Below are 14,481 nucleotides of genomic sequence, written 5' to 3' on the forward strand. Positions count from 1 at the left end.
AATATTGCAAAATTATAAAAACGATATATAGTATTACTCAAAAAAATAATATAAAAATTTAAACGGGAAAAAATTATGAAAAAAGTTAATTTATCTGGAAGACATTTTATTAATTTGGAAGATTTTACAAGCGAAGAATTATCAGCATTGATTGATTATACCTTCGAGTTAAAATCAAAAGTTAGGAATAGAGAAGAAATAGATATAATGAAAAATAGGACTATGGTGATGTATTTTTCAAAACCTAGTTTGAGGACTCGTTTAAGTTTTGAAATAGGAATGAAAAAATTAGGCGGAGATGCTTTTGTATTAAAACAAGATGAGATTATATTAGGACAGAGAGAAAGTATAGAAGATAGTTCTAATGTTATTTCAAGATACTGCGATTTAATTATGATTAGAACTTTTGCTCATAGCGATGTTGAGGATTTTGCTAAATATTCAAAGGTTCCTGTTATAAATGCTTTGACAGATCTTTCGCATCCTTGTCAGGTTATGGCTGATTTATTTACTATGAAAGAGCATTTCGGTAAATTGAAAGGTTTAACATTATCATATATAGGCGACGGTAATAATGTATGCAATAGTCTTTTAACAGGCTGTACATCTTTAGGCGTTAATATCAAAGTAGGAGTTCCTAAGGGTTATGAACCTGATGCTAAAACTACAGAAATAGCCAAAAAAATAGCTAAAGAAAATGGCTGTACTGTTGATATTGTTAATGATGTAAAAGAGGCTGTAAGCGGCAGCGATGTAGTTTATACTGATGTATGGGCTTCTATGGGTCAGGAGAGTGAAAAAGAAAAAAGACTTAATGTATTTAAAGGCTTTACTCTCACTAAAGAATTATTTGCTCTTGCTAATAAAGGTGCTATAGCTTTACATTGTTTACCTGCTCATAAAGGCGAGGAGATTAGCGAAGAAGTATTCAATATGAATTCTCAGTATATTTATGAAGAAGCAGAAAACAGAATGCATACCCAAATGGCTATAATGAGCAGTATAGTAAAAGAATAATAGAAAATTAATATATACTTAAACAATTTTATTTTTGGTAAAATGATTATCAGATTTTTTGCTGAGACTTCTTAAAAGTTTTTATAATTGTATATGTTTTGCTAAAAATACAAATATAATAATTAAATAAAAACATTTTATAAATAAAGAAAGGATTTATCATGAAAAAAAAATTAGTATTAGCCTATTCAGGCGGTTTGGACACTACAGTTATAATACCATGGCTTAAAGAAAATTATGATTATGATGTAATAGCTGTTTGTGTGGATGTTGGTCAAGGTACAGAAACTGACGGCTTAGAAGAAAGAGCTTTAAAAACAGGAGCTGTAAAATACAGATTAGTAAAATGCGAAGATGAGTTCGTTACAGATTATATTTATCCTATAGTTAAAGCTGAAGCTACTTATGAAGATAAATATTTACTTGGTACTTCTGCTGCAAGACCTTTAATAGCTAAAAAATTAGTAGAAGTTGCTTTAGAAGAAGGTGCTACTGCTATAGCACATGGAGCTACAGGAAAAGGTAATGACCAAGTAAGATTTGAATTAACAGTTAAGGCATTAGCTCCTAATTTTGAAATTATTGCTCCTTGGAGAAAATGGGATATATCTTCAAGAGAAGAAGAAATTAAATATTTGGAAGACAGAAATATAGAAGTTCCTATGAAAAAAGATGATTCTTATTCAAGAGATAAGAACCTTTGGCATTTATCACATGAGGGATTAGAGCTTGAAGATCCTGCTAATATGCCTAATTATGAAAGACTTCTTAAATTATCAAATACTATAGAGAATGCTCCTAATGAAGGACAATTTGTAGAATTAGAATTTGAAAAAGGAATACCTACTAAAGTAGACGGAAAAACTTTCTCTCCTTCTGATTTAGTTAAATATTTAAATGAAATAGGCGGAAAGCATGCTGTTGGTATAGTTGATTTATTAGAAAACAGAGTAGTAGGAATAAAATGCCGCGGTGTATATGAAACTCCGGGAGGTACTATTCTTTATGCTGCTCATAGAGAAATTGAACATTTATGTTTAGACAGAGAAACATTATATTTTAAACATATAGTTTCTCATAAATTAACTGACCTTGTATATAGCGGAAGATGGTTTACTCCTTTAAGAGAGGCTTTAAGTGCATTTATTGACAGCACTCAAGAAACTGTAACAGGTAAAGTAAAATTAAAATTATATAAAGGAAATATTATACCTGCAGGAGTAACTTCTCCTTATTCTCTTTATAATCAAAGTTTGGCTAGCTTTACTACAGGCGAATTATATGATCATCATGATGCTCAGGGATTTATTACATTATTCGGTTTGCCTTTAAAAGTTAATGCTTTGATGAAAGAGCAAGTGAAAAAAATGGGGTTAAAATAATTAATTATGAAAGAAAAATTATGGGGGGGACGCTTTTCTAAAGAACTTAACAAAGAAGCTAATGATTTTAATTCTTCATTGGCTTTCGACTGTAAGATGTACAGAGAGGATATACTTGGAAGCATAGCACATGCAAAAATGCTTGGTGAATGCTCTATTATTCCTCTCGATGAAAGCGTAACTATAATAAATGCTCTAAAGCAAATTTTAGATGATATTGATAATAATAAACTTCAATTTGATTTTGAATTAGAAGATATTCACACACAAGTTGAAAGATGGCTTATTGATAGAATAGGTGAAATAGGAAAAAAAGTTCATACAGGAAGAAGCAGAAATGATCAGGTGGCACTTGATTTAAGAATGTATTTAAAAAACAAAGTAGAAAATATTAAATCTTTGATATTAGATTTAATTTCTACATTGGTAAGCATTCAAAAAGAGCATACAAAAACCTATATGAGCGGATATACTCATCTTCAAAGGGCACAGGTTATAACATTTGCTCATTATTTAGGGGCTTATGTTGAGATGTTTAAAAGAGATTTTGACAGATTGGCCGATGCCTACAAAAGAATAGATGTTATGCCTTTAGGTGCAGGAGCTTTGGCTTGTTCTACATACAATATAGACAATAAAAAGACTGCTGAAACTCTAAACTTCAAGAATGTTATGCTTAACTCATTAGATGCTGTATCTGACAGGGATTTTGTTATTGAAGTAGAATCTGTTTTATCAATAATAATGATGCATTTAAGCCGTTTTTCTGAGGAGCTTATATTATATTCTACTTCTGAGTTTAAATTTGTAGAGTTTGATGATGAGTTTACCACAGGCTCTAGCCTTATGCCCCAAAAGAAAAATCCAGATATACTCGAGCTTATTCGAGGAAAAACAGGAAGGGTGTATGGTAATTTATTTTCTATATTAACAGTGATGAAGTCTTTGCCTTTAGCATACAACAAAGATATGCAGGAGGATAAAGAGGGTATATTTGATTCATTGGATAATGTGAAAAACTGTTTATCAATACTTCCTAATGTATTAAAAACTATGAAAGTTAATAAAGAAAATATGCTTAATTCTGTTAATGAAGGTTTTTTGAATGCTACTGAGGTTGCTGATTATCTTGTAAGAAAGGGTATGCCTTTTAGAGATGCACATGGTGTTTCAGGTCGTCTTGTTGTATACTCAATAAAAAACAACAAAAATCTTTCTACTCTTTCAATAGAAGAATATAAAAAAGAGTCAGATTTATTTGAAGACGATATCTACGCTTGTATAACTCCAGAGGCTCAGGTTTCAAACAAAACAATGATTGGAAGTCCTAGTGAGAGTGCTATTATGGAAGTAATAAAGATAAATGAAGAGTGGATCAAATCAAATAGTAAATAAAAAATATTTTTTATAATTATAAAAACAAGGGTGCTGCTTAAAAATGGTACTCTTGTTTTTTATTTTTCTTATTTTTGCACCTATTAACCGCACGCAGAGTTAAATTAAGAAATAAATATAATTATCAATTCAATAAAAATTTATTTATTAAAATATCATTTACCGTGCGTTTAGTGAAATTTTTAAATTAAAAAACAACTTGGGCGGGTGCTAATAGATGTTAATTAAGCAGTAAAAAAGAAAAAGCAGCAATTTAGAATAGACTAAAAAAAGATAGAGGGTGGGGGTTATAGTAAAATTCCTTGAAATAAAAATTATTTAAATTTATAATAAATAACATGTATTAATTTGTTTTTTATTAAAAAGATAGGTATTATGAAAATTAGTGTATTAGCAGTTGTATTAATTATTCTTTCTTTTATATTTTATGATGAAATGGCAAAATATCATTATAGTATAGAAGAAAGTAATAATGAAGAAAAAAACATCTATAATGGAAACTATATAGTAAGTGATAATAATGTCATTTTAGAAAATAGTTATGATTTTGATAACAGTATAGAAACTAAAGAAATTCGCCGTAACTACCTCAGATGGAGAGATAGAGAGCATCCTAATGTAGATTTTGAAGAGGATTCAGAAGATTTATTTATTAGATTGGTAATAATATTTTTTGTAGGATGTGCTGTCATAGGCATTTTGGTAGATATGCTTTTTTTTAAGAATTACTCTTATAAATTTTATCTTATTACATTTGCTGTAATTCTTATAATGAGTTTGGCCATTATTTATAAAATACATGGAAACATGGCTATTTTTAATATGAACGGAAGTGTTGAAAGCATGATAGAGTTATTGGCTTTCTTTTCTGGAGGTATACTATCATTTATAGCATTGAGAATTAGTAAATACCTTAGAGATAAGGATAAAAAGAATGAATAATTTTATAGTGAAACTATTATAAAAATATAAAAAATAGCAAAATTAAAATTATTAAAATACATTACTTTGATTTTCTCTTTTCAATTCTTTTAATTATATAAATAATTACAATTGTAGATAAAATTAGAATTAATGATATAATTATATAATCTTTTAATGTAATATCACCAAATAAAACCCCAGCAAAAAGATTGTTATATCCTAATAATAAGTAAGTAATATCTCTTTGAGTAGATAAAGTTGATTTCAAATCATTAGTATAATTATTTGTAATGTTTTGATTATTGATAGCTGTATCATTTATAGTTGAAGGGGCATTAAAAAATGCTGCGTATAAAATAATAAGAAAAAATATAAAAGCAACAAAAAATGTTTTTTTTATATTTTCATCTTTTATATTAAATAATGCCGTTATAATACCAATTGCTATAAATATATATTCATAAATGTTTTCAATGTATTTTATTATAAAAAATTCTGATACTCCAAAAAATGCTATTATTAATATTATAACTATACCAGGACCTAAACCATAACTATCACCTAAAAAATCATCAAGATTCAAATCCCCTTTAATCAATACTAATATTAAGAACACTATTATAAAAGAGCATAAAAATAATGCAGACATTCTAAATAAATCATTTTCTGGTATATTGATTTTGTATATTAAATTAAAAATCATATCTTTCATAAATATTTTTTATTCTCCTTAATTATTAATACTTGTATTTATAATTTGCAAGTAGTAAACCTAATATAATACCAGCCGCTATACTTAAATATTCTTTGGCATTTATAATATTATCTTTTAGCATAAGAAAAGCAAATATAGTAATTAAAATCCATAGTAATGGAAGAAAATTAATTATTAACTCCTTCTTATTTTTTAATCCTTCTTTTTTTATTTTATGAACTGCTAAAATACCAAACAGTGATGATGAAAAGCTAAGAAGAAACATGATTGTAACTCTAAAAAATAAACTCTCTGGGATCCATTCAAATCTCCCATAATGAAGTCGTCTAGGATATATAGAATGTATAACTAAATTAAGCAAATCATATTTTTCATTAGTCAAATCATATTTTTTAGAATATTTAGCAATCGTTTCTGATTTATTATTTACTACATCATACTTATTTAATATTGCAGGGGAATTAATAACAAACAATATCAATCCTATAAGTATTGCCATAGTAGATATAATAACAAGAATAGCTCTTATATAAATATTTTCTTCTCTATATTTTCTATTTCTCATAACTACCTCATATTTTTTAAATTTATATATTTATGAAGATCTTTTTAGTAAAATATAATGATTAAAAAACAATACTTTTTTATTTATGATAATATAGACTTTTATAATAGAAAATAAAACTGTATTGTGTAAATTAATAAATGCCTAATTAAATTTAGAAGCATTTTACTTTTTTCATAATCCTAAACTATATTTTATTTATATATGCTTTTTTTGTCAATAGAGCAGACTTGTTTCAAAACTAAATTGACAAACCTAAAAATTTTTAGTATATACCTAAACAATTATAATTAGTCAAATTAAAATATTTGCAGGGCTTTGCCCCCGCTCTGCGTGCCTTCGGCAACCCCACTTCTTTTGGACGCTGTCCGCCTGCGGCGTGCCACAAAGAAGCAAAAAGGCTATATTTTAGGTTAAATTTAATAATTTATTCTACATATAAAACATAATTAATATTATTTTTAGGCTTGCACTTTCACGAAGCGTATCCGAGCTTGTCGAGGATATAAGGTTCTTTTGACGAAGTCCGCCTCGCTCTGCGTGCCGTAGGCAGGTGTGCGGCGGAAAAAAGAACAATAAAAAAATTATAAAGTTAAAAATTTTCAATATATATTTTTTATAATACTAATAAATTTAATTAAGAAGTTATTTTCCTAATTATAATATAGGCTATAGAACCAAAAATCACTCCGCTGAAAGCTAAATATTCTCTATTACTTTCCATTTTTATTACTATTACTATTAAAAGAAATAGAATTCCAGCCAAAGTAGCTAACCCTATTAATGTTGATACTATAGTCTCTCTAATATCTTCTTTTATTTTTATCTCTTCATTATAATATTTTTGGGCTATAAGTGATGTAATTATAAGCGATAATATATAAGTCATTGCATATACAAGCAATACTCTCACACCAACAATATTCAAATCCGCTTTTGATCCGCTATATTTAGATGATGAAGTTCCTTTTAATAATAATAATGTTATTATTTTTTGAAGTGTTTCTTCTTTGTCAAAATTTGCTGCATTATTTTGTTTATTATTATCTATTATTTCTTTTTTTTCTTGTATATTTCTATCAGCCATAGCAAAAATTGTTATTGCAGTAGAAGGTATAATTAAAGACAAGAATAGATATAGTATAAAAAATATTACATTATCTTTGCTATCATTTTTTTTAATTTTCATTTTTATTTAAGTACTCTTTAATTAAAATTATTTTACCGTATATAGTCTTTCAATTTTAATGTATGTAGTTTTTTTGTCAATACGCTATAGATGTTTATTTAATTACGCACGGTGTAAAATTATTCTACATAATAAAAATTATCATTTAAAATAAGCAGATATTTATAATTTTATTATTCGTGCGTTAAATATATTTTTAAACTTAAATAAATCTAGGGTGGGTGCTGCAATAACAGTTTGAAACTAAAAAGAAAAATAATATAAACATGAATGATAAATATAAAAAGTCTAGAGGGAGGGAATATGCAATTTAAGTTTTAAAACTTTGTTTACATACCTGCATCTTATTATTTTTTATCAATATATTTTGAAATTACAATTTTATTTAAATTAAGTTTAAGTTACAGATTTGATTTTGAATTTACTTAAGAATTTTATATACAATTTGAATTGATTTTATAATTAATAAAAATATATAATCTTATACTTGCATTAAAATTAATAAAACAAAAATGCAATCACTTATAATTAAAGTGATTGCATTTTACTTACTTTTTTTCATATATCTTCTTAGTTTTTATTATTTTATTATATAATAGTTTTTTGTCAATACCCTGTATACCTTTATTTTTATTTTTTAATATCTAAAATGCATAAATCTTAGTTTATACTTAATTACTTTAGGAGATACAAAGTGATAAGAGTTACGCCATTATTAATTGTCCGTTATTTCTTATGCATATTTCCAAAGAATTAGTCAATCTTATTTTATAGAATTCTATTCTTTTGCTAACTTCAAAAATATAAGCATTATTATATTTTTTCATTATGTTTTTTATTTTACCTGCTATATTTTTCGGAAGTATATTTTCAGATAATTTGTCATCACTGCTTATATAATTCCAAGCTCGGTTTTTATCGAAATTGATATAAATTCCATTATTTAATTTAATCTCATATTGTTCTTTTCTTATGTCAATATAAACGATTTTAGCTTTGCTGTAATTAGAAGCGATAAATCTTCTAATATTTTCAGGTAATTTGCTAGGTGTAATTTTAATAAAAAGGTTTAAGCTGTTAGTCATGATGTATCTCCTTAGGTTTATATTATAAAATCTCTTTACATTTATAATTATAGCAGAATGTAAAAATTAAGCAATATTTATTTACAAATAATTTACATAAAATTTACAAAATATATAGATATTTATTAGTTATTAATACATATAATACATAAATGAGTTATATATAATCAATCAATGTAAAATATATTTACAAATATTAAAAAATTAGCCGCAAATATATAATTTTACTATGAAAATTAGAAATAAATTGGAAATTTTGATTAAAATCTATAATTTGTTATAAGACAAAATAAAAAATTTTATTTAGATACCCTAAATTTTTACTCTGCATGCGTCTGAATAAGTTTTAAATCTAAGTATATTAGGGTGGGAATTAAAAAGTCTAATTTTAATAACAAAGAAATAAAAGATATGAATTCCAGATTTATGTTATAAAGCTAGAGGGTGGGCAAGTGTGATTAAATTTTAAAAATCATTTACATACCCCGCCCTTTATATTTTTTAATTCATTTAGAAAATAATATTTAAATTTTCTTAAATGTTTATATAGAATTTTAATATGCCCGCCCAAGTGCTATTTAAATTTGTAATCTATAAATTTATGGTTTTAATGTGATTAATTTTAAAATTATTTAAAATAATTAATAAAACTACTAAAGATTAAAAAATATTTGAAGTTTAGAAGCTAAAAACATAGAAAATAGATATTATTTTCTATAAATTTGATGATTATATTTGATATTTTTAAATATAAATTAAGATGATTTTAAATAAATTTGTATTTTATGTATAAAATGTATCACATAATGATTATTTTTAGTTTTCTTTTAGAAAAAAAGGAAAAAAATGCTAAACCAAATTAAACTTTATTCCGATTAGACCGAAAATTATTATATAGCAAAATGAGAGTTCAAGTATTTGGCGGTCTCGAACTCCCTATTTGCTTAGTTGATACCATATAATTTATTAAGAATATATTTTGGCGTTAATATATTCTATTATAGGATTTAATGGTATTTTGGCAACTTCATATAGTCATTTAGATTGTCGGAATACCTTAAATTCTCTTTAATATTTTTTGCCAATTAGGCACGGATGCCTTTTTGAATAAATATCATGGAGGATGACGATGATCATCAATAATAACATTAGTGCTATAAATGCACAGCGTACTTTAAAATTCAGAAATGTAGACCTTTCTAAAGACATGGCTGCTTTATCTTCTGGATTAAGAATCAACAGAGCTGGCGACGATGCTTCAGGACTTGCAGTATCTGAAAAAATGAGAACACAAATCCGCGGTTTGCGTCAGGCTGAAAGAAACACTCAAGACGGTATATCTTTCATTCAAACTACTGAAGGATATCTTCAAGAAAGTCAAGACATCTTACAAAGAATTCGTGAATTAGCTGTGCAATCTGCTAACGGTATCTATACTGATGCTGACAGAATGCTTATTCAAGTTGAAGTTTCTCAATTAGTTGATGAAGTTAATCGTATAGCTAGCCAAGCTCAGTTCAATACTCTTAACATGTTAACTGGAAGATTTGCTAATCCTAATGAAGGCGGTTCTCCTGTTGCTTCTATGTGGTTTCATATGGGGGCCAACATGGATGAAAGAAGAAGAGTTTATATAGGAACTATGACTGCTGCTGCTTTAGGTTTACAAACTGCTGAAGGTACTGGTATTTCTATTTCTTCTATAGACAAAGCTAATAGTGCTATAGGTATAGTTGATGAAGCTTTAATGAAAGTTTCTAAACAAAGATCTAACTTAGGTGCTTATCAAAACAGATTAGAGCTTACTGCTCAAGGTTTGATGATTGCTTATGAAAACACTGCAGCTTCTGAAAGCAGAATCAGAGATACTGATATGGCTGAAACTTCTGTTAAATTTGCTAAAGACCAAATACTTAGTCAAACTAACTTGGCTATGTTGGCTCAAGCTAATACTATGAACCAAGGTGTTTTACGTTTGGTACAATGATTTAGTGCGTTTATAGCAGACTAATTTAAAAATAGCTGGTCTCATTAATTTTAATGGGACTGGCTATTTTTTTATAATACCATTACATACAACTCCATTTTAAATTAGATGTTTTAATTATAAAAGGCATACCACCCAAATATTGATTAGATTAATAATATTGATTATAATTTCATATTTTTGTTTAATTATAAATAATGATATATTATAAATTTAGCTTTGCGTGCATAGTGATGATTTAAAATATAAAAAAGCTGATTAATTTTTAATTAATTATTTTTAAACATATAATAACTTACCGTTTTTCTACATTGTGCAGATTGTAAAATTAAAAATACTTGTATTAGTGCTGTAATAACAGATGAATTTATGAATGTAATGAGTATTAAAATTGCAGTATGAATGATAAATCTTTAAGTGTTTGGAGTTAAAATAATATTGAAAAAAATATAAGTTCTATTTATACTAGTTTAATAAATATAATAAATGAGGGATTTTTATGACAGTTCAGGAAGAATATTTTCAAAAATTATCTTTAGTTTTAAAAGAAAAGTTTAATAAAAAAGGCTTTGCTTTTGATAGTTTTAGTAATAAGGAAGAGGCAAAAAAGTTTGTATTATCTCTTATAAAAGAAAATGATACTATAACATTTGGAGGAAGTACTTCTGTTAATCAAATGGGTATATTGGAAGATTTAAAAGGATATAAAAATTTTATTGACAGAAACAATAAAGAATTAAAATCAGAAGCAGAGATAAAAGCATTTACAAGCGATGTTTATTTATGTTCTGCCAATGCAATAACAAAAAATGGTGATATTGTATCTACAGACGGAGGCGGAAACAGAGTTGCTGCCACTATTTACGGACCTAAAAAAGTATTTTTGATTGTTGGAAGGAATAAAGTTTGTAATACTGTTGAAGATGCTATAAAAAGAGTAAGAAGTATTGCCGCAGGTGAAAATTCTGTTAGATTTAAAGTAGATAATCCTTGCTGTACAGGTGATATGATATGTGATGAGGAAAACTGCGATATAGAAAATAGATTATGTGCGTATACTATTATAGTTAATAAATGCCATATAAAGAATAGAATACATATAATATTTATAGATGAAGAATTAGGATTTTAATTTTTATTTAAGAAAGTTATATATATTATCTTTATAGCTTAATTCTAAATTTTAGCACCCACAAGAGTTAATTAAATTTAGAATTTATATAACGCACGGTGAACTAAATTAAATATATAACAAAAATTTTAATATCAAATAAGCTGTATTTTTTAACTCATTCTGCGTGCGATAAAATTAGTACGAAATTTTAAAAAAATTGGGTGGGCAGCTAAAATGACTATTTAGATTTAAAAGAAAAATAGTTTATAAAAGTCTTAAAGAACTGAAAGCCTATAGGGTGGGATTTTGGGTAAGTTTTTAAAAAATTAATTACATACCCCGCCCTTTAAATTTTTAATCTTTATTTTAAATTGTAATATTAATTATCTTTAGAACTTAATTCTAAATTTCATAACCCACCCAAAGCGTTATTAAAAAATAAACATATATATAACTCATGTATAGTTAAAAATATATTTTTTATATCTATATAAAATACTCACCGCATGAATAATAAAACTAAAAAATGAAGTTTTTAAATTAAATTATAATTTACAATATTATAAATGCTTGACAACAATTAAATATTATATTACCATAAATACATGGTTATGTTAGTTTTTTTGAAAAAATCTTGTGACAGTCTACAGTAATTAATTCATTATCTATAAAATTTATATTATCAAATTTACTTTTATCACTAAACAAATATTTTATTTTGTTGTTGCATAAATTAATATCTAGTTACAAGGTAAAAAGTTAAATCTTTTAGTAATGAAAAAGTTTTTGTTATTTTAACTACAAAAAGAATTATATTTACTGAAAGATTAATTTTTAAATCTATTATAAATGAAAAATTTTCAATACCTTTAAAAACAATAGATAAAGTTGAATTGTTAGATACCTTAATCACAATAAATTATAATGAAAATTTATGTGAATATATAAATGGATTAACTAATGATAAAAAAACTCTTAATTTGTTTATATATAAAATCAATAAAGAATTAGAAAAATATCCTGAAAAAGAATACATTGAAATAGAAAAAACATCATATAATAAAACAGATAATTTAGAATACAGGTATATAGGAAAAAATAATGCGAAAGCCTTAGGAGAATATGAACAATATATTGCAGCATTTTTGTGTATAACAGGAGAATTAGATGATAATAAAAATAGAGAGATAGGCAGTTATGCAACTTTATTTAAATTCTATGATACTAAACCAAATGTAATTAAATATCTATTTAAAAAACCTAATTTTTCATTAGGAAGTTTTTTACCAATGGCAGATTACTATTATTACGGAATGAATGGATATGCTTTTTTATCATCATTAATATATGCTGCATTTATCATTTTAGCATGTATCACAGCTCATTATTTTGAGTCAATTTTTATAGGAGTTGCTATAAATTACATAATAAGCAATAGCGGAGCTTTTTATAGAACATTTAAAAAAAGAGTAAAAATTGCCAAAACTGAAAAAGATACTGAAAGCAGAGTAGAAAAATTTAAAAGTATACATAAATTTCCTTCTGATTATAAAAAAATTTTAATAATATCAGCTTGTTCAGTTATTGCATTTTTCATTATTTCTTTTCTTATAATACCTAAAGCAGCTGCACGAGATGGAAAATATATTCAATTAGTAAAAAACTCAACATTTAATTCTTTGCCAAATATAACCGTAGAAGAGTTAATAAATGGATCAATAGATAATCCTAAATGGGAACAAATAGTAGCTAATGATGGAAAAAATTATGTTAATATTTATGGTGATTTATTTGGATTTAATGTAATAATACAGTTTAGAATAAATGATGAAGAAAATGGTTGGCGTGTACATGCTTTAGAAGTAGATGGAAAACCTGAACCTGTGGGAAATATAGCTCAGGATTTATATAATATATATTTAGGTAAGGATGAAATAGATAATATAGAAGAATATTTTGAGTATTAATTTAAAATTACTTAAGTTAATATTGTAAATTTATGATTTATAATGTTACTTAACTTTGTATTAAATAAAGTTAACTTAAAAAACAAGGGTGGATAGAATAAAATAAGTTTTAAAACTTAATTACATTTGCCCACCCTTTAGGCTTTTTATTATAACTGCAATTTTTGTGTTATATTTCTTTTTAATATAACATGTTATTTCAGCTGCCCGCCCAAATTTTTTAAATTTGTTAGTTATTTAAACGCACGCAGAGTGAAGCTAAAAAAATAAAGCTGTTTAATATTATAATTTAAATATTTCCTATTAATCAATTTACCGTGCGTTGAATAAATTGCAAATATTAATAAACACTTGGGCGGGTGCTCAAAAATATAAATGAAGCTTTTAAATGTAAGTAATATTTATTAAAAAAAAATAGGCTTACAAATCTTAAAGGGCGGGAATGAAAATCAAGTTTAATTTAAGTAAATATATTATTTTCATTTAAATATTAATCTTGCCAATACAAAGCCTATTATAAAGCCTATAGGTAAAGATAAATACTCCAATATGTTTTTTATATTCTCATAATTTATAAAAATAATTATCCCTGTAATTATAATAGATAAAATGAGTATTATTTTGGCAGGAATTAATTCTTTTTTATAGAATTTATTTTTTGATAATAATATAAAACTAAGTAAAAAACCTATAATAAGAGAGCCTGTGAACATAATAAATACTCTGTCTTCTTTAAGGTCAAGATCATGTCTGTATCTTCTTCTTCTTATATTTTGATATTCAATTTCAGAGTCTGTATTATAATTATTTTCTATAATATAGTTATTTTCTATATAGTTTAATTTATGAATATTGTTTTCTAAGTTTTTATTATTATTTTTTATCAAATCATTATAAAAGATGTAAGAAATTATAATGAGTATTAATATAATATATATTTTTTTCAAGAATTTCATTTTACTTCCTAAATATGTCTTCTAAATATAATTATACTATAATTTAAAACTTATTTTATTTCAATATAAAATAGGTTTTACATTCTTGAATAATAAGCGATTTTATTATATAATAGTAATTTCTATAGTTGAATTATTTAAAAAATTATATTATTATGTAAAGTTATATAAACTAATAGATAATA

Annotated in this window: 12 protein-coding genes; 7 read left to right on the top strand and 5 right to left on the bottom strand. The window is 25.3% G+C overall.

Annotation, left to right across the window (positions count from 1 at the left end):
* The first annotated feature begins 75 nt into the window (after positions 1–75).
* From argF to BHAMNSH16_RS05605, 4 genes are all read left to right on the top strand, one after another.
* Positions 76–1,017, top strand: a complete 942-nt coding sequence (gene argF / locus BHAMNSH16_RS05590; RefSeq protein ID WP_069732033.1) for an ornithine carbamoyltransferase — start codon at positions 76–78, stop codon at positions 1,015–1,017.
* A 161-nt stretch (positions 1,018–1,178) separates the two neighbouring features.
* Positions 1,179–2,399 carry an argininosuccinate synthase gene (locus BHAMNSH16_RS05595; RefSeq protein WP_008730354.1) on the top strand — a complete coding sequence of 407 codons (1,221 nt, stop codon included), beginning with the start codon at positions 1,179–1,181 and terminating at the stop codon, positions 2,397–2,399.
* A gap of 6 nt (positions 2,400–2,405) precedes the next feature.
* Positions 2,406–3,794: an argininosuccinate lyase gene (gene argH / locus BHAMNSH16_RS05600; protein WP_008730353.1), complete on the top strand. Its 1,389-nt coding sequence runs from the start codon at positions 2,406–2,408 to the stop codon at positions 3,792–3,794.
* A 375-nt stretch (positions 3,795–4,169) separates the two neighbouring features.
* A complete protein-coding gene (locus tag BHAMNSH16_RS05605; protein ID WP_008730352.1) occupies positions 4,170–4,736 on the top strand; it encodes a hypothetical protein in 567 nt (188 codons plus the stop codon).
* 61 nt (positions 4,737–4,797) lie between these two features.
* Here the strand turns inward: BHAMNSH16_RS05605 and BHAMNSH16_RS05610 are convergent, their stop codons facing one another.
* The 4 genes from BHAMNSH16_RS05610 to BHAMNSH16_RS05625 form a co-directional block, all read right to left on the bottom strand.
* Entirely contained in the window at positions 4,798–5,430 is a 633-nt protein-coding gene (locus tag BHAMNSH16_RS05610) for a hypothetical protein (protein WP_069732032.1), read from the bottom strand.
* A 25-nt stretch (positions 5,431–5,455) separates the two neighbouring features.
* On the bottom strand, positions 5,456–5,998 hold the full coding sequence (locus BHAMNSH16_RS05615) for a hypothetical protein (protein ID WP_008730373.1): 543 nt from the start codon (positions 5,996–5,998) through the stop codon (positions 5,456–5,458).
* A gap of 637 nt (positions 5,999–6,635) precedes the next feature.
* Positions 6,636–7,193: a hypothetical protein gene (locus BHAMNSH16_RS05620; protein WP_069732031.1), complete on the bottom strand. Its 558-nt coding sequence runs from the start codon at positions 7,191–7,193 to the stop codon at positions 6,636–6,638.
* Positions 7,194–7,891: 698 nt separating this feature from the next.
* Positions 7,892–8,272 carry a PepSY-like domain-containing protein gene (locus BHAMNSH16_RS05625; protein ID WP_069732030.1) on the bottom strand — a complete coding sequence of 127 codons (381 nt, stop codon included), beginning with the start codon at positions 8,270–8,272 and terminating at the stop codon, positions 7,892–7,894.
* A 1,129-nt stretch (positions 8,273–9,401) separates the two neighbouring features.
* On the opposite strand from BHAMNSH16_RS05625, the gene BHAMNSH16_RS05630 reads away from it, so the two are divergent.
* The 3 genes from BHAMNSH16_RS05630 (at position 9,402) to BHAMNSH16_RS05640 (ending at position 13,340) form a co-directional block, all read left to right on the top strand.
* The gene (locus tag BHAMNSH16_RS05630) at positions 9,402–10,259 is read left to right on the top strand and encodes a flagellin N-terminal helical domain-containing protein (RefSeq protein WP_008728898.1); all 858 of its coding nucleotides are present in this window, start codon (positions 9,402–9,404) and stop codon (positions 10,257–10,259) included.
* A gap of 499 nt (positions 10,260–10,758) precedes the next feature.
* Positions 10,759–11,391 (top strand): lactate utilization protein, encoded by a 633-nt coding sequence (locus BHAMNSH16_RS05635; protein WP_008728897.1) that lies wholly within the window; start codon positions 10,759–10,761, stop codon positions 11,389–11,391.
* 875 nt (positions 11,392–12,266) lie between these two features.
* Positions 12,267–13,340, top strand: coding sequence for a hypothetical protein (locus BHAMNSH16_RS05640; RefSeq protein ID WP_069731893.1), 1,074 nt, complete (start codon positions 12,267–12,269; stop codon positions 13,338–13,340).
* Between the two features lie 479 nt (positions 13,341–13,819).
* Here the strand turns inward: BHAMNSH16_RS05640 and BHAMNSH16_RS05645 are convergent, their stop codons facing one another.
* Entirely contained in the window at positions 13,820–14,296 is a 477-nt protein-coding gene (locus tag BHAMNSH16_RS05645) for a hypothetical protein (RefSeq protein WP_069731894.1), read from the bottom strand.
* Positions 14,297–14,481 lie beyond the last annotated feature (185 nt).

It is taken from the genome of Brachyspira hampsonii (assembly GCF_002214805.1).
GTDB lineage: Bacteria > Spirochaetota > Brachyspiria > Brachyspirales > Brachyspiraceae > Brachyspira > Brachyspira hampsonii.

Bases quoted from the DNA above. Each gene is read 5' to 3' on its own strand.
- BHAMNSH16_RS05625 (WP_069732030.1), bottom strand. From the start codon at position 8,272: ATGACTAACAGCTTAAACCTTTTTATTAAAATTACACCTAGCAAATTA.
- BHAMNSH16_RS05595 (WP_008730354.1), top strand. From the start codon at position 1,179: ATGAAAAAAAAATTAGTATTAGCCTATTCAGGCGGTTTGGACACTACA.
- BHAMNSH16_RS05635 (WP_008728897.1), top strand. From the start codon at position 10,759: ATGACAGTTCAGGAAGAATATTTTCAAAAATTATCTTTAGTTTTAAAA.
- BHAMNSH16_RS05605 (WP_008730352.1), top strand. From the start codon at position 4,170: ATGAAAATTAGTGTATTAGCAGTTGTATTAATTATTCTTTCTTTTATA.
- argF (WP_069732033.1), top strand. From the start codon at position 76: ATGAAAAAAGTTAATTTATCTGGAAGACATTTTATTAATTTGGAAGAT.
- BHAMNSH16_RS05610 (WP_069732032.1), bottom strand. From the start codon at position 5,430: ATGAAAGATATGATTTTTAATTTAATATACAAAATCAATATACCAGAA.
- BHAMNSH16_RS05615 (WP_008730373.1), bottom strand. From the start codon at position 5,998: ATGAGAAATAGAAAATATAGAGAAGAAAATATTTATATAAGAGCTATT.
- argH (WP_008730353.1), top strand. From the start codon at position 2,406: ATGAAAGAAAAATTATGGGGGGGACGCTTTTCTAAAGAACTTAACAAA.
- BHAMNSH16_RS05630 (WP_008728898.1), top strand. From the start codon at position 9,402: ATGATCATCAATAATAACATTAGTGCTATAAATGCACAGCGTACTTTA.
- BHAMNSH16_RS05645 (WP_069731894.1), bottom strand. From the start codon at position 14,296: ATGAAATTCTTGAAAAAAATATATATTATATTAATACTCATTATAATT.